The organism is Pseudomonas sp. FG98, assembly GCF_057808595.1.
Genome location: NZ_JBMDIJ010000002.1, coordinates 229,902 through 249,628 on the forward strand (window position 1 = coordinate 229,902; position 19,727 = coordinate 249,628).

30 protein-coding genes, 3 tRNA genes and 2 pseudogenes are annotated in these 19,727 nt (G+C 61.0%); 32 read left to right on the forward strand and 3 right to left on the reverse strand.

The genetic code is table 11. The features are described 5' to 3' along the window. The first annotated feature begins 1 nt into the window (after nt 1). From ACODSK_RS02770 to ACODSK_RS02905, 28 genes and pseudogenes are all read left to right on the forward strand, one after another. A complete protein-coding gene (locus tag ACODSK_RS02770) occupies nt 2-421 on the forward strand; it encodes a hypothetical protein (protein WP_489013705.1) in 420 nt (139 codons plus the stop codon). Next, nucleotides 418-612: a hypothetical protein gene (locus tag ACODSK_RS02775; protein ID WP_014859727.1), complete on the forward strand. Its 195-nt coding sequence runs from the start codon at nt 418-420 to the stop codon at nt 610-612. The genes ACODSK_RS02770 and ACODSK_RS02775 overlap by 4 nt, the downstream gene beginning before the upstream one ends. Next, complete coding sequence (locus tag ACODSK_RS02780; protein WP_489013706.1) at nt 609-1,142, forward strand: hypothetical protein; 534 nt, start codon at nt 609-611, stop codon at nt 1,140-1,142. Before ACODSK_RS02775 ends, ACODSK_RS02780 begins: the two co-directional genes overlap by 4 nt. Then, on the forward strand, nt 1,139-1,360 hold the full coding sequence (locus ACODSK_RS02785) for a hypothetical protein (protein WP_489013707.1): 222 nt from the start codon (nt 1,139-1,141) through the stop codon (nt 1,358-1,360). Before ACODSK_RS02780 ends, ACODSK_RS02785 begins: the two co-directional genes overlap by 4 nt. Beyond that, nucleotides 1,357-1,713, forward strand: a complete 357-nt coding sequence (locus ACODSK_RS02790) for a hypothetical protein (RefSeq protein ID WP_489013708.1) — start codon at nt 1,357-1,359, stop codon at nt 1,711-1,713. Before ACODSK_RS02785 ends, ACODSK_RS02790 begins: the two co-directional genes overlap by 4 nt. A gap of 290 nt (nt 1,714-2,003) precedes the next feature. Then, entirely contained in the window at nt 2,004-2,735 is a 732-nt protein-coding gene (locus ACODSK_RS02795; RefSeq protein ID WP_489013709.1) for a hypothetical protein, read from the forward strand. Further along, nucleotides 2,732-3,295 carry a siphovirus Gp157 family protein gene (locus tag ACODSK_RS02800; protein WP_489013710.1) on the forward strand — a complete coding sequence of 188 codons (564 nt, stop codon included), beginning with the start codon at nt 2,732-2,734 and terminating at the stop codon, nt 3,293-3,295. The genes ACODSK_RS02795 and ACODSK_RS02800 overlap by 4 nt, the downstream gene beginning before the upstream one ends. A gap of 9 nt (nt 3,296-3,304) precedes the next feature. Then, a complete protein-coding gene (locus ACODSK_RS02805; RefSeq protein ID WP_489013711.1) occupies nt 3,305-3,784 on the forward strand; it encodes a single-stranded DNA-binding protein in 480 nt (159 codons plus the stop codon). 9 nt (nt 3,785-3,793) lie between these two features. Beyond that, entirely contained in the window at nt 3,794-3,964 is a 171-nt protein-coding gene (locus ACODSK_RS02810; protein ID WP_489013712.1) for a hypothetical protein, read from the forward strand. 93 nt (nt 3,965-4,057) lie between these two features. Further along, complete coding sequence (locus ACODSK_RS02815; protein ID WP_489013713.1) at nt 4,058-4,246, forward strand: hypothetical protein; 189 nt, start codon at nt 4,058-4,060, stop codon at nt 4,244-4,246. Between the two features lie 58 nt (nt 4,247-4,304). Further along, a complete protein-coding gene (locus ACODSK_RS02820; RefSeq protein WP_489013714.1) occupies nt 4,305-4,781 on the forward strand; it encodes a hypothetical protein in 477 nt (158 codons plus the stop codon). Between the two features lie 120 nt (nt 4,782-4,901). Beyond that, on the forward strand, nt 4,902-5,492 hold the full coding sequence (locus ACODSK_RS02825) for a DUF1566 domain-containing protein (RefSeq protein ID WP_489013716.1): 591 nt from the start codon (nt 4,902-4,904) through the stop codon (nt 5,490-5,492). A 57-nt stretch (nt 5,493-5,549) separates the two neighbouring features. Then, entirely contained in the window at nt 5,550-5,903 is a 354-nt protein-coding gene (locus ACODSK_RS02830; RefSeq protein ID WP_009396397.1) for a four helix bundle protein, read from the forward strand. A 360-nt stretch (nt 5,904-6,263) separates the two neighbouring features. Then, nucleotides 6,264-7,259, forward strand: coding sequence for an RNA-directed DNA polymerase (locus ACODSK_RS02835; RefSeq protein ID WP_489013718.1), 996 nt, complete (start codon nt 6,264-6,266; stop codon nt 7,257-7,259). 76 nt (nt 7,260-7,335) lie between these two features. Then, nucleotides 7,336-7,719 carry a hypothetical protein gene (locus tag ACODSK_RS02840; RefSeq protein ID WP_489013720.1) on the forward strand — a complete coding sequence of 128 codons (384 nt, stop codon included), beginning with the start codon at nt 7,336-7,338 and terminating at the stop codon, nt 7,717-7,719. Nucleotides 7,720-7,729: 10 nt separating this feature from the next. Next, a complete protein-coding gene (locus tag ACODSK_RS02845) occupies nt 7,730-8,263 on the forward strand; it encodes an HNH endonuclease (protein ID WP_489013722.1) in 534 nt (177 codons plus the stop codon). Continuing rightward, a pseudogene (locus ACODSK_RS02850) lies at nt 8,224-8,892 on the forward strand (DNA cytosine methyltransferase); the annotation flags it as partial. The gene ACODSK_RS02845 and the pseudogene ACODSK_RS02850, both read left to right, overlap by 40 nt. 63 nt (nt 8,893-8,955) lie before the next feature. After that, a pseudogene (locus ACODSK_RS02855) lies at nt 8,956-9,174 on the forward strand (DNA cytosine methyltransferase); the annotation flags it as partial. A 302-nt stretch (nt 9,175-9,476) separates the two neighbouring features. Beyond that, entirely contained in the window at nt 9,477-10,355 is an 879-nt protein-coding gene (locus ACODSK_RS02860) for a hypothetical protein (RefSeq protein ID WP_489013724.1), read from the forward strand. An 81-nt stretch (nt 10,356-10,436) separates the two neighbouring features. Then, nucleotides 10,437-10,994, forward strand: coding sequence for a hypothetical protein (locus ACODSK_RS02865; RefSeq protein ID WP_489013725.1), 558 nt, complete (start codon nt 10,437-10,439; stop codon nt 10,992-10,994). Nucleotides 10,995-10,998: 4 nt separating this feature from the next. Beyond that, nucleotides 10,999-11,298, forward strand: a complete 300-nt coding sequence (locus tag ACODSK_RS02870) for a hypothetical protein (protein WP_489013727.1) — start codon at nt 10,999-11,001, stop codon at nt 11,296-11,298. Beyond that, on the forward strand, nt 11,295-11,630 hold the full coding sequence (locus tag ACODSK_RS02875) for a hypothetical protein (RefSeq protein ID WP_489013728.1): 336 nt from the start codon (nt 11,295-11,297) through the stop codon (nt 11,628-11,630). Before ACODSK_RS02870 ends, ACODSK_RS02875 begins: the two co-directional genes overlap by 4 nt. Beyond that, entirely contained in the window at nt 11,627-12,019 is a 393-nt protein-coding gene (locus tag ACODSK_RS02880; RefSeq protein WP_489013730.1) for a phage protein NinX family protein, read from the forward strand. Before ACODSK_RS02875 ends, ACODSK_RS02880 begins: the two co-directional genes overlap by 4 nt. After that, on the forward strand, nt 12,016-12,351 hold the full coding sequence (locus tag ACODSK_RS02885; protein ID WP_489013732.1) for a hypothetical protein: 336 nt from the start codon (nt 12,016-12,018) through the stop codon (nt 12,349-12,351). The genes ACODSK_RS02880 and ACODSK_RS02885 overlap by 4 nt, the downstream gene beginning before the upstream one ends. Nucleotides 12,352-12,394: 43 nt before the next feature. Further along, nucleotides 12,395-12,877 (forward strand): SAM-dependent methyltransferase, encoded by a 483-nt coding sequence (locus tag ACODSK_RS02890; protein ID WP_489013734.1) that lies wholly within the window; start codon nt 12,395-12,397, stop codon nt 12,875-12,877. A gap of 51 nt (nt 12,878-12,928) precedes the next feature. Beyond that, on the forward strand, nt 12,929-13,666 hold the full coding sequence (locus ACODSK_RS02895; protein ID WP_489013735.1) for a metallophosphoesterase: 738 nt from the start codon (nt 12,929-12,931) through the stop codon (nt 13,664-13,666). 14 nt (nt 13,667-13,680) lie between these two features. After that, nucleotides 13,681-13,998 (forward strand): helix-turn-helix domain-containing protein, encoded by a 318-nt coding sequence (locus ACODSK_RS02900; RefSeq protein ID WP_489013737.1) that lies wholly within the window; start codon nt 13,681-13,683, stop codon nt 13,996-13,998. Then, nucleotides 13,890-14,981, forward strand: coding sequence for a tyrosine-type recombinase/integrase (locus tag ACODSK_RS02905; protein ID WP_489013739.1), 1,092 nt, complete (start codon nt 13,890-13,892; stop codon nt 14,979-14,981). Before ACODSK_RS02900 ends, ACODSK_RS02905 begins: the two co-directional genes overlap by 109 nt. Before the next feature lie 9 nt (nt 14,982-14,990). On the opposite strand, the gene ACODSK_RS02910 is transcribed toward ACODSK_RS02905, so the two are convergent. The 3 genes from ACODSK_RS02910 to ACODSK_RS02920 all read right to left on the reverse strand — a co-directional run bounded on the left by ACODSK_RS02910 (nt 14,991) and on the right by ACODSK_RS02920 (nt 15,325). Further along, nucleotides 14,991-15,075, reverse strand: a tRNA-Leu gene (locus tag ACODSK_RS02910). Between the two features lie 53 nt (nt 15,076-15,128). Next, nucleotides 15,129-15,204, reverse strand: a tRNA-His gene (locus ACODSK_RS02915). Nucleotides 15,205-15,248: 44 nt separating this feature from the next. Next, nucleotides 15,249-15,325, reverse strand: a tRNA-Arg gene (locus tag ACODSK_RS02920). A 278-nt stretch (nt 15,326-15,603) separates the two neighbouring features. Between ACODSK_RS02920 and folD the strand changes: the two genes are divergently transcribed. From folD to ACODSK_RS02940, 4 genes are all read left to right on the forward strand, one after another. After that, on the forward strand, nt 15,604-16,458 hold the full coding sequence (gene folD / locus ACODSK_RS02925; RefSeq protein ID WP_009403826.1) for a bifunctional methylenetetrahydrofolate dehydrogenase/methenyltetrahydrofolate cyclohydrolase FolD: 855 nt from the start codon (nt 15,604-15,606) through the stop codon (nt 16,456-16,458). Nucleotides 16,459-16,667: 209 nt separating this feature from the next. Continuing rightward, a complete protein-coding gene (gene ctlX / locus ACODSK_RS02930; protein WP_489013741.1) occupies nt 16,668-17,585 on the forward strand; it encodes a citrulline utilization hydrolase CtlX in 918 nt (305 codons plus the stop codon). A 28-nt stretch (nt 17,586-17,613) separates the two neighbouring features. After that, a complete protein-coding gene (gene ocd / locus ACODSK_RS02935) occupies nt 17,614-18,663 on the forward strand; it encodes an ornithine cyclodeaminase (protein WP_489013743.1) in 1,050 nt (349 codons plus the stop codon). Nucleotides 18,664-18,931: 268 nt separating this feature from the next. Beyond that, a complete protein-coding gene (locus ACODSK_RS02940; RefSeq protein WP_489013745.1) occupies nt 18,932-19,711 on the forward strand; it encodes an ABC transporter substrate-binding protein in 780 nt (259 codons plus the stop codon). Nucleotides 19,712-19,727 lie beyond the last annotated feature (16 nt).

The window sequence follows — 19,727 nt, forward strand, 5'->3', positions numbered from 1 at the left end:
CATGGGCGCACTTCGAGCAGCACAATGGCAGTTTGACGAGGAGTTGCCTCCATCGGTGAGTGAGTCGCCGCAGGATGCAGCAGAGCAGGCTTGGATCAGCAATGGCGTACCTGAGCTGTTGGCGCGCAGGGATTACCTGTTCTCGCTCAAGGGCAAGCAGGTTGGCGTGGGCTTCGAGCGCTTCGCCTTGGCTGTCGACGAGTTCGTGATGAGCGAGCTTGGCGCGCAAGGGGCAAGCCAAACTGTGCTGGGCCGCTTGGTTCTGGCTGCGCTGGCCAAGTCCAGCAGCGAGGCAGCATCGGCAGCGCAGGAAATGTTCAGCGCGCCAAGCCATCAGGCTGTGCTTGAACAGTTGGCCATCGACCTCCTGACCCCTTTCGCCAGAGATGGAGTTCTGGCCCAGGCCGAGGAGGCGCAATGAAAAGCCCCCACGTCCTGATCGACGAAGAGCTTGAGGCCATGGCACACCCTGAGACGCCACTGTCCTGGCAGGCCATGGTCCTCAAGCTGCTGACCGAAATGCTGGCCGACCAGCGCATCACCATCGAAGAGTTCAACCACTACTGCGGGCGCCTCAACAAGATCGTTGATGGGCGCAAGGAGGTCGCATGAGCAAAATTGATTGGGCTGCCAAGCCAGATGGATATCCACTCTGGATCATCCCGATGCAAGGATTTGAAGCGTGGCCTGCAGGCTGGCACAAGGATTCTGGTGATTTGTACATCGATCAGGTGGGGCGCCCTTGGGCCAAGTCTGACGAGGGCAAACGCTTCAAAGTGTTCACGGATCCAAACGGCTGGCCTAATGCTGGTCGCCCTCCCGTTGATACCAAGTGTCAGGCTCTTATAAAAGGAAGAGATGAACTGTGGGTTGAGTGCCATGTGATCTGGCACCACCCAGAATTCATTAGTTCGGCGGCAGTTGTGCACGGCGAAGGGCGCCTTCTTTGTTGGTCGAGCAACTTCCGCCCCATGCCTACGCCAGAGCAAGAGCGCCATGCAGGGCTGAACGAAATGATTCGCCATATCAAAGATCACCCTCTTGGAACCCACGGCGCCAGTCACCTGCAAGAACTGATGATCCATGAGGACGTTGCCCGAGACCTTTGGGACGCTGGCTACCGCAAGCAGGAGGCATCATGACCACGCCAATCGTGAAGGCGCTCATTGACGAGCAAGTTACTGAGCTAACCGAGACCCAGGCCATGCCCGCCGATCGGGTTCTCATGCTGTTCAAAGGGCCGACCTTTGCCGCCGCAGTGCACCAGGCAGAACTGGCCAGCATCGAAAATCCGGAAGCCTGGAAGTGCCGGGCCTGCATCTGCGGAGAGTGGACGGTCGGGTACGAGGTACTGGCATGAGTTTCTATGAGGATAACATCGCAGACGGCAGCCACTGCTCCATCTGTTGCCAGTTCATCGGCGAAGACGTTGGCTGCCCGAGGGAATGCCGGGATTGCGGCGGAAGCAGCTCCGGAGACAAGAAAGCGCGCAAGTTGCAGAGCATGGCTCAGTTCGAAGCGTGGCTGCAAAACACTGGCGTCCAACATTCGAAGCACAACAACGGCTATCACGTCGTGCTCAAGCTTCCCGGCAACAAGATCATCGACTGCTGGCCAAGCACGCGGAAGTGGCAGTTGCGAGGACAGAAGATCAGTCGGGACGGAAAGGCTCTGCATGAGCTCGTTCGCAAGCATCTGAGGCCTTGGCCATGACCAGTTACCAGCGCGCCCGCCGCCTGTACATCTGGCGCGGCTCCGTCTCTGCCCTCTTCGCCTGTACCGCCTTCATGCTCGCCAGCGCATTAGCTGGTGGCATCACTTCCTGAATCACACGCACCCGAGCACGGCTGGCCCTACGGGGATAACCGTACCCCATGCGGGGGCGTAAGCGGCGAGAGCGCGCAGCCATCCACCGCAGCCAGGGCGCGGGTCAACCCTCATGCCTGCGTGACCTGGCATTCCCCCTTTCAACTGACGGCGCCGGCCTGGCGCGAGGCATTCCAATGTCCACCACCAATATGAGCATCTGGGAGAAGGTCCAGACGACCGACACCCGTTTCACCAAGGACGCCAAGGTCGGCGGCCAGCAGATCACCAGCCTGAACGGCGCCGCCATGGTCATGAAGGCGACTGAGCTTTTCGGCCCCGTCGGCATCGGCTGGGGATGGAAAATCATTGAAGAGCGCTTCGACGATGGTCACGAGATCTACACCGGTGAAGGCGACAAGCGTGCCTGCATCGGCCGCGAGATCGGCCACACAGTCAAGATCTGCCTGTGGTTCGTACAGGACGGCCAGCGCGGAGAGATCGAGCAGTACGGCTGCACGCGCTACCAGTACAAGACGAACTACGGCATGACCACTGATGGCGAGGCGCCGAAAAAGTCGCTGACCGACGCCATCAAGAAAGCCCTCTCCATGCTCGGATTTAGCGCCGACGTCTTCCTGGGCATGTTCGACGACCAGAACTACGTCCAGCAGCTCCAGGCCGAGCAGGCTATCGAGCAGGCCGAAGATAGGGAAGCCGAGATCGAACGCCAGAAGCAGGAGCGCCTCGACTACATCAAGTCGGTGGTCGACACGATGCAAGGCGCTCAGTCGGCGCATGAACTCAAAAAGATCCACGACGCAGCCGTGCGCAAGCTTACCGCCCGCAAGGATGATACCGGCGTCAAACGGATCGCCAAGGAACTGGCGACCCTCTCGCCCAAGTTCAAACAGGAGTCCGCAGCATGACTCAGCTTTACGTGCTCACTGGGCAGATGGCCGAACTTGCAGCCATGTGCGAAACCGATGACGAAATCCTGAAGCAGGCAATTCAAGACACCATGGCTGGAATACAGGGTGAGTTTGAAGACAAGGCCGATAGCATCGTCATGCTGCGCCGGAACATCGAAGGCGACATCGGCGCGATCGACGCCGAGATCAATCGATTGAACGAGCTCAAGCGCATCAAGACCAACAGCGTCACGGCAATCACCGAATACCTGCGCCGGAATATGGACGCGGCAAACCTCAAGTCGATCAAGCGTCCGCTGTTCACCATCAGCCTGGTCACCGGCAAGGAAAAGGTGATCGTCGACAACGAAGACGCGGTACCGGATGAACTGACCTCGGTTGCCACCAAGATCACGCCGGACAAGAACGCCATCGCCGCCAAGCTCAAGGCCGACCGCGAGCACAACGAAGACGTGCGCAAGCGCATGGCTGCCGGCGAGGACTGCGAACACGAACTCATTCCCGAGCCAGGCTGGGCGCACCTTGAGCGCGGCGAGAGCTCCATTCGAATCAAGTAAGGAGGTCGCATGGCCCGCGGAGTAAACAAAGTCATATTGGTCGGCACCTGTGGCCAGGATCCTGAAGTTCGCTACCTGCCGAACGGTAACGCAGTCACCAACCTGAGCTTGGCTACCAGCGAGCAGTGGACCGACAAGCAGACCGGTCAGAAGGTCGAGCGTACCGAATGGCACCGCGTCTCGATGTTCGGCAAGGTCGCCGAGATCGCTGGCGAGTACCTGCGCAAGGGTTCCCAGGTCTACATCGAAGGCAAACTGCAGACCCGCGAGTGGGAAAAGGACGGTATCAAGCGCTACACCACCGAGATCATCGTCGACATGCAGGGCGCCATGCAGCTGCTGGGTAGCCCAGCTCATCGTCAGCAGGGGCACAACGAACAGCGCCCAACCGGCCAGCAGCAGCCTCGTCAACAGAGGCCTGCCCCACAGCAGCCAGCACCTCAACCGGCGCCGGACTTCGACTCATTCGACGACGATATACCGTTCTAGGATACTCGAATGATCCAGGAATTCCGCCGAATCGATGCACTCAAGGCTGTTAAATACGCCGCTCAGATGGCAGTTGCCACCGGACACCCTTGGGGCGTCTACCGCAACTTCAAAACCACGCTCATAGCCATGCCTAGCGCAGGTTCTAAGAAAGAGGCGCTTGAGGTATGCATGCCATGAGGCGAATCCACAAGCTAACGCAGGGCCGACGCCGGCAACTGCACATCCATCTACCGCCAAGCTGGCTGACAGAGCCTCAAGGAGGTGAGCGCCATGAGAGTCGACCTTCCGGGCCAGATCGATCTGCCCATTCATGTTGCGCATCAAGCACCGCCGGCAGTGGCCGGCAGCAAGGAAGAGTTGGCTGAGCGCATCGCGAGCGCGCTGGTCAAGTACGACGCAAGCCCTTCCTCGGCGCTCTGGATAGAAATCCAAGCCTGCGCGAAGGCCATCCTCAAGTAACACCTCCCCAAAAAGCCGCATCCAGCCATGGAGGGCGGCGATCACCCTGGAGAACAACATGTCCCAAGCAAATCAGCAAGTCATCGCCGTCGCCGACCTCCCAGCCCTCGGCCAGCCCCTGCTCGGCGGCATCTTCGCCGCTCGCTACTGGCTCAATGGCCAGGAGCGCGCCCTGATCCTGCCATCCGACGAATTCGAAGGCATCTGGGGTGAGTATGGCGTCGAGATCCCCGGCGCCGGCAGCTACAGCGACGGCTACGCCAACACCGTGGCGATGGCCGAAGCAGGTTGCGAGATCGCCAAGAAGGCGCTGGAGCTGGATGCGTACATCCCGTCTTGCCTGGAAGGGCAACTGCTGATGGCAGCCAAAGCCGAAGGACTGGTTACGCTTCGCGAAGATCGCCTCCACTGGCTGAGCACGCAGTACTCAGCCAGCTACGCCTACTTCATGGACTTTGAGGGTGGCTGGCTCAGCAGCAACGACAAGGACTACGAGCGTCTCGTGCGCCCCGTCCGCAGCCGCATTATCCAGTAATTCACCCCTTCATTACTTTCGCTCGCAGGTGATTCCGGGTTCGCCAGGACGGCGATCAGACCAGAAGCACGCCGGGAAGCGCCGGCCACCTGCGCCCTATTCCGCTCACAGGAGCACCCCATGCAAGCGAATCAACTGACCACGTACACCCGTGGCGACCTGACGATCAGCAGCCCGGACGAAGGGGTGGTGCTGAAGCTGGCCACCCTCGCTATCGCCGCAGCACCGGCCATTGCCGCAAACAGCGTACCGCCCGTCGGCGAGCCATGGCCCGGCGAAGGCGGGATCAACGGCGGACTGTTCCAGGGCGGTGAAAGACCCTACTACCTCATCGTGCCGACCGGGGCCGATGCCGAAGGAAGCTTCGAATTCGGCAGCTACGGCAAAGAGTTCGATGGCGCCATGAGCCCGCACGACGGCATGACGAACACCGCCGACCTGGTAGAGACCGACAACGACTACCCGGCGGCCCGGTTCTGCGCGAAGTTCGAGCGTGACGGCCACAACGACTACTACCTCATGGCACGGCGCGAGGCCTCGTTCCTTGAAGGAACCGTTCCTCATGCATTCTCCCAGGCGCGTCACTGGACCAGTTCGCAGTACTCAGCCAGCTTCGCCTACAGCATGGACTTTGAGGTTGGCTGGCTCTACTACTACCTCGACAAGTACTTCGAGCGTCTCGTGCGCCCCGTCCGCAGAAAATACTTCTGATACTTCACTTCTTCATTCATGGGCGCCTTGGCGCCCTCGCTTTTCGAGGATGCCAGGATGGCGCTGCATACGGATTTGGAAATCCACAAGGTTGCTGAGGAGCTGCTTGGGCTTGCGCTCGACCTGGTCAGGAATATCCCGCGCGACCTCAAGCAGGTCGTCGGCTCGAAGATCCGCGATGAGTGCCTGCAAGTGCTCGTTCTGATCGGTCGAGCGAACATGTCGCGAGATCGCCTCAATCACCTCAACCAACTGCTCGAAAGCGTGTGGATGCTGAACTACCTACTGCGCGCCCTGACCAATAAGGGCTTCATCAGCAAGGGCCAGCACGCCACAGCAATGAAGCTGACGGCCTCCGTAGGCCGCCAGGCCAATGCCTGGAAGAAATCCGCAACCGCGCCCGCTGCTTGAGGGTCAAGGCCCTTCTGCCTGCGCGCTGAATCTGGTCGTGCCGCTGATCTGTGATCACCGCCATGCGCACCACGGAAACCGCCGGCGAATGCCGGGAGGTCCGGCGCAGTTGCCGGGCTGAGCAATCGTCCCGGCGACGTAGATAGCACGACAGGTCGCAGTACTCAGCCAGCTACGCCTACTTCATGGACTTTGAGGGTGGCTGGCTCAACAACAACGACAAGAACAACGAGCGTCTCGTGCGCCCCGTCCGCAGATTTACCCGTTGCGAGCTTCACATTCGAGGAGCTGGCCCTTGCCTACTACGATTGCCGGCGGCACAAGCGGAACACCGCGAGCGCCCGGCGCTTCGAGCAGGATATGGAAGCCAACCTCCTCGACCTATTCGACGAACTCCAGGGTGGAACGTATCGCCCTGGCCGCTCAATCTGTTTCGTGGTCACTCGGCCAAAGGCCCGCGAGGTGTGGGCCGCAGAGTTCCGCGACAGGATCGTTCACCACCTGCTGTACAACCGCATCGGTCCACGGATCGAAAGCAGCTTCATAGCGGACTCATGCGCCTGTATCCCCGGGCGCGGCACACTGTACGCCGGTAAGCGGATGGAGGCGAAAGTGCGCAGCCAGACGCAGAACTGGGCGCGGCCCGGCTTCTACCTGAAGTGCGACCTCGCCAATTTCTTCGTGTCGATCGACAAGCGCGTGCTTGCCGGGCAGCTGGAACGACGCATCACCGATCCCTGGTGGCGAGCCTTGGCACTCCAGGTGCTTTGGCACGACCCGCGCGAGGATTACGAGATCCGCAGCCCTCGGCACCTGTTCAACCGGGTACCGCAGCACAAGAGGCTCACGACGCAGCCTGCGCACCTGGGCCTGCCCATCGGCAACCTGTCGTCGCAGTTCTTCGCGAACGTCTACCTGGATGCTCTCGACCAGCTCTGCAAGCACACGCTGAAGGTTCGGCACTACATCCGCTACGTCGATGACTTCGTACTGCTGCATGAGTCGCCGCAGCAGCTCAACGAGTGGCTGTTCCAGATCGAGCAGTTCCTGCCCGGCCTGGGCGCGAAGCTCAACCCGTCGAAGACCATCCTTCAGCCCATCGACCGCGGCATCGACTTCGTCGGGCACGTGATCAAGCCATGGCGGCGCACGACCAGGAAGAAGTCGGTAGTCCAGGCGATGAAGCGAACAGCGGAGGTCCCGGCAGAGAACCTGCGCGAGACGGCCAACAGCTACTTCGGCTTGCTTGGCCAGGCCAGTCACAGCCAGAAAGACCGCGCAGCGCTGGCGAACCTCGTTCTCCGCCGTGGACACGTCGTCAACGGCGATCTCACCAAGACCTATCCAAAACGGTAGCGCTGCCAGCCAGCGCCCTCCCCACTTCAACGAATCACGCCACCCCGGCGAGGGCGGCGCCTGCCTGGAGATCACAATGAGCACATTCGCAGTGTTCGGCATGACCGCCAACTTCGCCCTGGTCGAGGCCAGGAATATCACGAAGAACACCCGCCCCAACCCGAAGCCTAACGCCCCCCCCATTCAGCTGAGCCTCGGCGAGTGGAACCTGGCTGTTCAGAAGTGTGCCGAGAAGATCATGGCGGGGACCAAGGTCAAGCAGCTCAGCATGCTCTTCGATGCCCCCCATTACGCGGAGCAGTTCATCGAGTTGATGCGCAAGCAGTGCGTGTGCCGGGACCTGAAGATCAGGGCGAAGGCGGTCCTCACGGACGCCCAAGGCAAGCCAATCATCAATGCAAAGACCAAGGCCCCGAAAGTTGGCTGGGTCGACTATTCGGCGCCGACAAAGGCAGCCTGAAGGAAGCGGCATGCAAATCACCTACGGAAGCGTCTGCAGCGGCATTGAAGCTGCTCTAATTCAGCGCTTCATGGCCAAGTTCGACAAAGGCCTTGGCGACGCCTGCTGGGAATGGCAGGCGGCAAAGAACTCTCGCGGATACGGAAAGATCGGCGCCGGCGGGAAAAGAGGCAAGACGCTTCTAGCTCACCGTCTCAGCTATCGAATTCACCGGGGCGAGATACCGGAAGGCCTGCAGGTCTGCCACAAGTGCGATAACCGCGCATGCGTGAACCCTGATCACCTTTTCCTCGGCACAAATTCGGACAACGTCCAGGACATGATCAGCAAAGGTCGGTTCGTGAGCTATGACATGCGCGGAGATAAGAACCCGTCAGCAAAGCTCAGCGCGCAGCAGGCCGAGACCATCAAGATCAGGCTTGATGCTGGCGACTGCCGACGACAGATAGCAGCCGATTTCGGCGTCTCCTACAGCTTAATCGGCGAGATCGCCAGAGGAAAACTATGGGCAGCATTACCTACGGCTCCGTCTGCTCAGGAATAGAGGCGGCCACAGTTGCATGGGAGCCTATTGGCTGGAGTGCCGACTGGTACGCCGAGATCGAGCCATTCCCCAGCGCAGCCCTTGCGCACCACTACCCCGACACGCCGAACCACGGCGACATGACCCGCCTTGCCGCCATGGTGCTGGCCGGCAAGATCCCGGCGCCCGAGGTCCTGGTCGGTGGAACACCGTGCCAGGCATTCAGCGTGGCCGGCATGCGCAAAGGTCTGAACGACCCACGCGGCGCACTTACCATCAGATACGTGGAGCTGCTCGATGCAATTGACCATGTTCGAACAATGCGAGGAGAGCCCGAGGCTGTCTGCCTCTGGGAAAACGTTCCCGGTGTGCTCAGCGACAAAGGCAACGCGTTCGGTTGCTTCCTCGGCGCCCTGGTGGGCGAATCAGAAGAACTTCAGCCGCCAGGGGGAAAATGGAAGGACGCTGGTTGTGTGTATGGACCCACGCGAACAGTCGCATGGCGGATTCTGGATGCCCAATATTTCGGCCTGGCCCAACGACGCCGTCGTGTGTTCGTTGTCGCAAGTGCTAGAGCAGGGTTCGATCCACTCGAAGTACTTTTTGAGCGCGAAGGCCCTCGCCGGGATAGCCCGCCGGGACGGCCGGAGAAATTCGCACTTCATCCTACTCTCACGGCTCAAGGGGGAGGCGCTCTCGATGACCGAGAGGCATATGTACTGGAGCCCGACGGCGTACGCCGGACAAGCCCGATCGAATGGGAACGATGCCAAGGGTTCCCCGACAACCACACCCTGATCCCCTATCGCGGCAAGCCAGCCGATGAATGCCCGGACGGACCGCGCTACAAGGCGATCGGCAACAGCAAGGCCGTGCCTGTCGTTCGTTGGATTGGCCGGCGGATCAATGCGCAACTCAATCGGGATCTCTAAGCAGGTACTGGTGATCGCTGTTTAGTATTGGAAGATCGGCACCCCAGCCTGGCAATCCTCTGCGCTGCTCTTTCTGTAGGCGCAGTACTTCTCTGGTCCGCTCAATGTCGAAAACCCTATTGCGGATTACGGAATGCAGGGTTGTTGTAACCCTAAACTCTCCACACCATGAGCAGTTGAACCGGTAATCGCCGTTGAAACTAGGCAACTCCTGAGCTTCTTCCCTGCAGACGAAACAAGTCATACACCACCCCACTCTTTGACAGATCGCTCAACTGTAGACGATCCAGCGAGGTATCCCCATGCCCACAGAAAACCGATCCAGCACTACCGAGATGTTCAGCGTCCCGCGCAATCTGATCGAGCAAGCCATGCAGGCATGTTTCGATGCGGGTTATGGAATCCCGCATGACGCGTTGCGCGCCATCCTAGCTCAGCCAGCCGAGCAGCACCAAGGCGAGTACCCGCCATGTGATTATTGCGGAATTGCTCCCGACTACCACCCTTGGCACGGCAGCGGCCTGCTGGGCGGAGTTGAGAATCGGCATATCCATGCCTGCGAAGGGTGCCGCGGGAAGCTTCCAGCGCATCCAGAGCAGCACCAGGGCGAGCCGGTGGCGTATCAGCGGCGGTGCAAGACCGTGCATGAAGGCTCGCAATGGCGGCATTGGATTGACTGCACGGAAGAGGATTACCGCAAGACTATCGACAATCCTGGCCCTACTTCGCGCGGGTTGATTCGCGAGGTGCGCAAGCTCTACACCCGCGCAGATGCTGGGGAGGTTGAGCGTCTGCGCGCCGAGTGCAGGGACCTGCGACTCCAGCTACGCGGGGCGGCCCACCTGGCAGATAGGTTGCGGAGATCTTGCCTTGGGCTGAGACGGCAAGCTCTGGCTGAGCTTCTGGGGTATTTGTCCGGCTATTCCGCCAGCACAGAGCCGGGCGCGCCGGCTGAGCGCGATGAGCTTCCGCCGTTTGCCCTGAAGGTGCTGAAGAAGCTGCGCCGCACGCAGGAATGCTTCGAGGACAGCCAAGGCACCGATATTGGCCGCGATTGGCTCGATGTCCTGGTGAGGCTTGGGCTTATGAACAGAGTTCAGCGCAGCCCAGCATTGTGGGAAATCAGCGATGCTGGTGACGCACTCTTGGAAGCCCGCGCCGCCCTGGAGCGCAAATCCTGAAATGAGTACATCCGCACTCTTCAAGCTGTAACCCCTCTCCCCTCTATTCAACTGCCGCGATATGGCGGCCAAGGAATTTCTATGCCTTCGCATAACCCAGAACTGGCTCCTCTCTACAACCTGTTCGGGCTGAGCAGTAACCATTCTCTATCGACACTCATCGCCAACGTCCAAGGGTTGAAAAGCCGGGCAGATCAAGACGCCCCGCTTGCTGACCGCTACCGCTTCCTGCGCGAGCCGAAAGCCAGCGCTCCTGCGACCTTGCCGGAAGAGCAGTGGATAGTCGTCGGCATGGCTGGGCATGAGGACGTGCTGTCCGGCGCCGATCTGGACAAGGCAATCGACAGCGCCATCGCATCCAAGAGCTACACGTTCAAGTATGAGGATGGCCCCCTGCAATGCTTCAAGGTTGGCGACCGAGACTGGGTTGCCGCGCAGAACCCGGCGCAGGCCTTGGCTGTGCTGGCAGAGCACAGCGGTGATTGGTTGCGTGAGAACGACGACGACGCAGAGTTGTGCAGCGAAGCCGAGCTTGACCTGCAATGGCAAGACGAAGATGACCCAGGGGTTTCCGTTGGCAGTCTCCGGCAGTGGCTGGCTGAAGCGACAGAGCCCTGCTACCTCAATGGCGTGGAGTGACGCCATGACCCGCCTCGCCCTCTGCCTCCTGCTGCTGGCCACCGGCGCCAGCGCAGCACCTCAGTCTCAAGAAAGCGTCATCGACGTGCAGCACGACAGCCAGCGCGGCGTCACCTGCTACCTGCTCAACGGGGTCGGCATCAGCTGCATCCCCGACAGCCAGATCAAGCCGCCCACCAGCATCGAGAGCCAGAATCAACGGGCTTCTGCGCCTACTTCCATGTGGAAAAACGAGCAATTGCCCACCACCCCTACACCCGCACTAGCGCCTGGGCGCTGGATTGATGAGAGGTATCAGCTGTGACTGAACTCGAAGAATTGCTTCTGGCGGCAAAGGCCGCTGGGCTTGAGGTTGAGCCATGCACCTGTCGCGATCCTAAGTGGCCCCTGCGCATCAAGGGCCAGTCTGGCACTCGGGCGCATTGGAACCCCTACATCAACGATGGTGATGCATTCAAGCTGGCCATCGGCCTTGGCATGCAGATCAACGTTGAAGGATCTGGTGAGGATGAGGCTGTCTGGGCTGATGACACCATGATCTGGGTGAACAGCGAATACGCCCAGGGTGATCGCCGGAAGGCTGCGCGCACTGCCATCGTCAGCGTTGCCGCCCAGCGCGGAGAGCACATGCCATGACCGACCTGATCGAAGTGAAGACAGCGGATCTGGTGGGTCCGACACTGGACTGGGCTGTTGCGCAAGTCGAAGGCATCAAGACGCTGATGCTGTCGCCGCGCAAGGGCGAGCCACAGAAGCCGTTCGCGCTCTTCGGATCGCTCGCCCTGAGCGTCGGCGGCGATGAGCAATCCAGCTATGCGCCGTCATCCTGCTGGCATTGCGGCGGACCACTCGTCACAGAATGGGCGGTCGAGTTTGAATGGGTAACTGACGCAACGATCCGTGCTTTCACCATGATTGACTCAGGCGTCGGATTCGGTCCGGACCACCTGACTGCAGCCTGTCGCGCCATCGTATCCGCCAAGCACGGCGATACAGTCCAGGTGTCCAAGGAGCTGATGTCATGACCGAACAAAGCACCAAGGAATTCTACTCTGTCGATCAAGCCTCTCAGCATGCTGCTGAATGGTGCAAGCGCAATCCCGCATGGCGCAGGATCTGTGATATCCCTGATATCTCCGTGTTCGAAAAAACCTACGACGAGATCCCAAAGCGCGAGCGCACCTACTGGGAAAAGAACGGTGGCGAAGAATGCTGGCGTGAATTCGGCGCTGGAGGAACCAAGGTGCCTACCGGATTCATCTCTGGAAAGGGCGAGTTCTTCGACCACGTCCTCAAAGTGCCACTCCATCACAACATGATGATGGTGTACCGCGTGGGCAGGAGGTGGAAGCCATGATCGCCCTCGCCTACATGGCCTACCTGATATACAGGGGGCCGCGATGAGCGCCGCAGCCAAAGTGCTCGACCCATGCAGCGCAAGCCGCATGATGTGGTTCGACAAGCAGGACCAGCGCGCCCTGTTCGGCGATATCCGCGACGAAGAGCATCTGCTGTGCGACGGCCGCGTACTGAAAGTCGAGCCGGACGTGCTGATCGACTTCCGCAAGCTTCCATTCGCCGACAGCGCATTCCGCCTGGTCGTATTCGACCCGCCACACCTGGTCAGGGCCGGCCAGGACAGCTGGATGCGCGCCAAGTACGGAGTGCTCACCGGCGACTGGCGCGAGGACATCCGCCAGGGCTTCGCCGAGTGCTTCAGGGTGCTGGAGCCCGAAGGCATCCTGATCTTCAAGTGGAACGAAACACAGGTGCTGGTGAGCGAGCTCCTGGCGCTGACCAATGAGAAGCCGCTGTTTGGCCACAAGTCCGGGAAGCGCGAGAAGACGCACTGGATCACCTTCATGAAGCGCCCCGCAGCCTAACCCCTCCCCATACCAATCAAGCCCGCCGACATGCGCGGGCGAGGATTCTGCATGCTCGAAAACATCGAGGTGGTGCGCATCAAGCGCTTCGCCGCAAACACGGCTGGCCGCGATTTCGCAGTCGGCGACATTCACGGGCACTTCACCCGGCTGCAGGCCGCGCTAGATGCCGCCGGCTTCGATCCGGCAGTTGACCGGCTGTTCAGTGTTGGCGACCTGGTAGATCGTGGGCCTGAGTGCCGCGACGTTCTCGCCTGGCTGGCCAAGCCATGGTTCCACCCGGTGCGCGGCAATCACGACGACTACGTCTGCCGGTTCGATACCTGCGATGTCGACAACTGGGTCTACAACGGCGGCGCCTGGTTCGCCGGCCTGGCCTGGGATGAACAACATGAGTTCGCCGCCCAGTTCCGCGAGCTTCCGATCGCCATCGAGGTGGAGACTACCGGCGGCCTGGTCGGTGTCGTGCACGCCGACTGCCCATTCCCGTCCTGGGATGAGCTGCGGACCGCGCTTGAGGCTCCGGAAACCGCCAAGCAGCTGCGGCTGACCAAGAACACCTGCATGTGGTCGCGCAGCCGCATTGAGCTTGGCGAGACCGAGGGAGTGCAGGGCCTGCGGGCTCTGGTGGTCGGACACACCCCGCTGCACAAGCCGGCAGCCCTCGGCAACGTCATTCACATCGACACCATGGGCTGGCGACCGCAGGACGGCGGCTACTTCACCCTGCTGAACCTGGCCACGCTCGAAACCATCCCGCCCGCACCCGCCAAGCTCAGCTGGGACTGAGCCAGGAGCCATCCATGAACCTGCGACTGATCTCAGTCACCCTTGCGGCCGAGATGCTGGGCATCAGCCGCTCTACCGCATACCGCCTGGCTAAGACCGGGAAAATCCCCTGCGTTCGCGGCCTGGGGCCGCTTCGCATCCACTACCAAAAGCTCGTGGAGATGATCGAGGCCGGTATCCCTGATACCCTCGCCGCCGCGGGCGTCGTATCCGAGGAGAGGATATGCCGTACAAAAGAGGAAAAGTCTGGTGGATTAGCTACACCGCGTCAGACGGAACGTATGTTAGACGCTCTGCTGGCACCGAGGATTTCGCCGCAGCCAAGGCCTTAGAGCAGAAGGAGCGCAGCCAGGCATGGAAAGAAAAGGAGATGGGGTTTGACAGGCAGCGGACGTTCGAAGAAGTGATGATCGAGTACCTCAATCATGCTGCCCAGACCCAGCGCAGCTTCGACACGACGCAGCACCGCGTCAAGGCGCTGCGGGAGTTCTTCTCTGGCAGAATCATGAACGATCTGGCAGGGAAAGACATTCGGGAATACTCGGCAGGCCGAACGGCGGCAGGAAAGTCGCCGGCCACGATCAACCGGGAGCTCGCCGCGCTGTCGGCCGCAATCAACTGGTGCTCGGTCGAGCTGGAATGGAAGCTGCCCAACCCGGTCAAGGGGCGCACCTTGCGCGAAGCTGAAAGCAGGGTGCGCTGGATCACGCGCGGCGAAATCGATTCACTATGCCGCGCCGCTCGCTCACAAAGGAATGGCGACATGCTGGATGACTTCATTCGGCTGGCGGTGAATACGGGATGCAGGAAGGAAGAGATGATCGGGCTGGAGTGGAGGCGCGTCGACCTGGTGAACCGGCTGGTTTACCTGGAGGGCGATCACACGAAGGCAAAAAAACGGAGGAGCATCCCGCTTAATGATGGTGCGCTGGCAGCGCTAAGAGGAAGGATGGCTTTTCGCGCCGAGCACTGCCCATCATCCCCATGGGTATTCTCCAGGAGGAACGGAGACAAGGTGATCGATCTGTCGGAGGGGTTTGAGGCTGCCTGCGAGAAGGCCGCGATCAGCGACTTCCGGATCCATGATCTGAGGCACACGTGCGCGGCCTGGCTTGTGAGCGCCGGGGTTCCGCTGATTGAGGTGAGGGATTTGCTGGGGCATTCGACGGTGCAGATGACCGAGAAGTATGCGCACCTCGCACCTGCCCGGGTGAGGGATGCGGTCAGTGTGCTGGACAGGCCTATGTCACAATCTCGCTACACTGAAAATCCAGCGGGTCGAGCTGATGCCGCTCTAAAGCTGGTAAGTACCTGATTTACAAGGTGGTGCGGACGAAGAGACTCGAACTCTTACAGCTTGCGCCGCTGGAACCTAAATCCAGTGTGTCTACCAATTTCACCACGTCCGCGTGAAGCATTTAAAGCAAAGGCGCCAGACTTTCATCAGGCGCCTTCTGGAATATGGGGTGGACGAAGGGAATCGAACCCTCGACCACAGGAATCACAATCCTGCGCTCTACCAACTGAGCTACGTCCACCATATTGCAACTACTGCTTTAACTTGTGCCAAAGCTGCCTTTATTGGCGCACCCGGCAGGACTCGAACCTGCGACCATCCGCTTAGAAGGCGGATGCTCTATCCAGCTGAGCTACGGGCGCATATTTAATCTGCTTTCGCTTGCGATTACAAATTAACTTTAGCCGTACCGAACAAGCAAAAATTTGCTAATTCTGCCCGACCTTGCTAACCAGTGCTAGGCCCTGCCCGACAAGTGAGGCGCATCTTATAGACGCACTTTTGGAGCGTCAACAGATTTTTCAAAAAAATTCATTTTATTGAAGGGCTTAGGGCAATTGCCGGACCAACCGCCTTTGCCCTGCGCGCCGCTCATGCGAGAATGCGCGCTCTTTTTTCTCTCGATGGTTAATCACCCGTCATGACTGCACAACTTATCGACGGCAAGGCGATCGCCGCCAGCCTGCGCCAGCAGATCGCCCAACGTGTCGTTGAACGTCGCCAGCAAGGTCTGCGCACCCCCGGCCTGGCGGTGATCCTGGTTGGCACCGACCCCGCTTCCCAAGTCTACGTTTCGCACAAGCGCAAGGACTGCGAGGAAGTCGGCTTCATCTCGCAAGCCTTCGACCTGCCTAGCAGCACCAGCCAACAGGAACTGACCGACCTGATCGATCGCCTCAACGATGACGCGAACATCGACGGCATCCTCCTGCAACTGCCGCTGCCGGCCCACCTCGACGCCTCCCTGCTGCTGGAGCGTATCCGTCCGGACAAGGACGTCGACGGCTTCCACCCTTACAACATCGGTCGCCTGGCCCAGCGCATCCCGCTGCTGCGCCCGTGCACCCCGAAAGGCATCATGACCCTGCTGCAAAGCACCGGCCAGGATCTCTACGGCATGAACGCCGTGGTCGTCGGCGCCTCCAACATCGTTGGCCGCCCGATGGCCATGGAACTCCTCCTGGCCGGCTGCACCGTGACCGTCACCCACCGCTTCACCAAGGACCTGGCCGGCCACGTCGGCCGCGCCGACCTGGTCGTGGTCGCCGCCGGCAAGCCGGGCCTGGTAAAGGGTGAGTGGATCAAGGAAGGCGCCATCGTCATCGATGTCGGCATCAACCGCCAGGAAGACGGCAAGCTGGTCGGCGACGTGGTCTACGAGACCGCCCTGCCCCGTGCCGGCTGGATCACTCCGGTACCGGGCGGCGTTGGCCCGATGACCCGTGCCTGCCTGCTGGAGAACACGCTGTACGCCGCAGAAGAACTGCACAAGTAACAGTTCCCGTATAAAAAAACGGCACCCATTGAGGTGCCGTTTTTTATCCCGCAGAAAGTGCCCGCGCCGGTGAGAATGAGCCACAGCCGATTCGGCTGCCAACCCGCCGGTTTCAGCTTTCCCGGCTGGGCGCCTGACGTGCTTCAGCCGGGATTGCGCCGCCATCGGGAGGACAATGGACGCATCGCCAACCCCTGGATGCGTGCCCGATGCAAACAACAAATACGGTCCTGATGATCCGCCCGGCGCGGTTCGCCTTCAACCCGGATACCGCCATCAACAATCGCTTCCAGAAGCCGCTCCTGGATGCCGAAAGCGCACAGCAAAAAGCGCTGGAAGAGTTCGACGGCTATGTCGACACCCTGCGCCAGCACGGCGTCGACGTCCTGGTGGTGCAAGACACCCCGGCACCGCACACCCCGGATTCGATCTTCCCCAATAACTGGTGGAGCAGCCACGCAGACGGCAGCCTGGTGCTGTACCCGATGGAAGGCCGCAACCGCCGCCTGGAACGGGACAAAGGGGTGCTGCGGGCACTCGACGAACGCTTCGCCGTCCGCCACACCATCGACCTCAGCCCGCTGGAGCAGCAGGAGATCTTCCTCGAAGGCACCGGCAGCATGGTCCTCGACCGCGAACACCGCATCAGCTACGCCTGCCACTCCGGACGTACCCACGGCGAAGCCCTGCGCCAGTTCGCCGAGCGCCTGGACTACCGTCTCTGCGTGTTCCACGCCGTCGACCGCCACCAGGCACCGATCTACCACAGCAACGTAATGATGAGTGTCGGCCGCAACCTCGCCGTGGCCTGCCTCGACGCCCTGCCCAACGCCGCCGAGCGCTACACCCTGGAACGCAGCCTGCGCGACACCGGCAAGGACATCCTCGCCCTCGACTTCGACCAGCTCGAAGGCTTCGCCGGCAACATGCTCGAAGTCCACGACAAGCAAGGCCAGGCGCTGCTGGTGATGTCGCGCAGTGCCTGGAACTCGCTGACCCCGGCGCAGCGCCGCCAGGCCGAGCGCCACAGCCACCCGGTGGTAGTGAACATCGACCATATCGAACGCATCGGCGGCGGCAGTGCGCGCTGCATGCTCGCTGAAGTCCACCTGCCCGTTCGCAACTGAAACCGACGCCCAGAAGAAGGAAGCCATCATGACCCGCTATATCGACGTGACCGACCTCAGCCACCTAGTGGCCCGCAAGGGACTGACCACCTGCCTGGAAGAAATGGCCGAGTACATCCGCGAGGATTACCTGCGCTGGCACGACTTCGAGAAATGCGCACGGGTGGCCAACCACTCGCCGGACGGGGTGATCGAGCTGATGCCGGCCTCCGACGCCAACCTGTACGCCTTCAAGTACGTCAACGGCCACCCGAAAAACACCCACAACGGCATGCTCACCGTGATGGCCTTCGGCGCTCTCGGCGATGTCGACACCGGCAAGCCGCTGCTGCTCAGCGAAATGACCCTGACCACCGCCATCCGCACCGCCGCCACCTCGGCCCTGGCCGCGCGTTACCTGGCCCGCCCGGGCAGTCGCAGCATGGCGCTGATCGGCAACGGCTCGCAGAGCGAATTCCAGGCCATCGCCTTCCACGCCCTGCTTGGCATCGAGGAACTGCGCCTGTACGACCTCGACCCGCAGGCCACTGCCAAGCTGGCGGCCAACCTGGCAGCCTACCCCGGCATCAAGCGCCTGATCGTCGCCGGCTCGGTGGCCGAAGCCGTGCGCGGCGCCGATATCGTCACCACGGTCACCGCCGACAAGGCCTACGCCACCATCCTCACCCCGGAAATGATCGAGCCGGGCATGCACCTCAATGCCGTGGGCGGCGACTGCCCGGGCAAGACCGAGTTGCACCGCGACATCGTCGAGCGCGCCCGGGTCGTCGTCGAGTACGAACCGCAAAGCCGCATCGAAGGCGAGATCCAGCAGATGCCCGCCGACTCGCCGGTGACCGAGTTCTGGCAGGTGGTAAACGGCGAGATCCAGGGCCGCGAATCCGCTGAGCAAGTGACCCTGTTCGACTCCGTCGGCTTCGCCATCGAGGACTACTCGGCGCTGCGCTACGTACTGGATGTGGCCAGGACTCTGGATATCGGCAGCGAGATCGAACTGGTACCCCACCTGAACAACCCGAAAGACCTCTACGCCCTGCTCCAGCCGGCCGTTGCCGAGGTGCAGAAGAAGCGCGCCTGACCCCGCCGAATCCGCCGTGGCAGGGCTGCGGCGGATCGGATAACGCTGCCCGAAAGCCAAAACAGGAGGTTCATCGACAGAATCGGCTGCGCCATGCGCCGCGAACAGCATATTCCGGCAGTCAGCGCCGGCCTTAACGACACAAAAAATCCGCTGTCATCACGCATCCTGAGCCCCGACCAAAGAGTCATTCCAAGACCACAGGGCTCACACCCGCGAAGATTTTCACTGCCCCTACATCAACAACAACACACAGGGAATCACTCACATGACTTCATTGCGAAAGCTCCTCGGCGTTCTGCTCCTGCCTCTCTGCGCCAGCGCGGCCCAGGCACAGGAATGGAAAGAAATCCGCTTCGGCGTCTTCCCCGAATACCCGCCCTTCGAATCCGTCGCCGCCGATGGCAGCCTGCAAGGTTTCGATATCGAGCTGGGCAATGCGATCTGCGCCAAGCTGGAAGTCAAATGCACCTGGGTGCACAACGAGTTCGACGGCATGATCCCGGCCCTGCGCGCACGCAAGTTCGACGCCATCATGTCATCCATGGCCGTGACACCGGCGCGCCTCAAGCAGATCGACTTCAGCGACCGCCTGTTCCTCAGCCCGACCTCGGTGATCGTGCGCAAGGGTGCCGGTTTCGGTGATACACCGGAATCGCTCAAGGGCAAGACCGTCGGCGTGCTGCAAGGCTCGCTGCAGGAGGCCTACGCCCGCGCCAAGCTGGCGCCGCTGGGGGCCACGGTCAAGGCCTACCAGGCTCAGGACCAGAACTACGCCGACCTTATGAACGGCCGCCTCGACGCCACCGTCACCGACAAGCTGGAAGCCCAGCTCAACTTCCTGACCAAGCCGGAAGGCGCCGACTTCCAGAGCGGCCCGGCGATCAAGGACCCGACCCTGCCCCTGGATATCGCCATGGGCGTGCGCAAGAACGACGCCGAACTCAAGGCCCTGCTGAACAAGGGCATCGCCGCCGTGCTGGCCGATGGCACCTTCGCCAAAATCCAGCAGAAGTACGTCGGCGACCTGGACATCTATAACGAGTGACCCGCTGCGGGCGGTG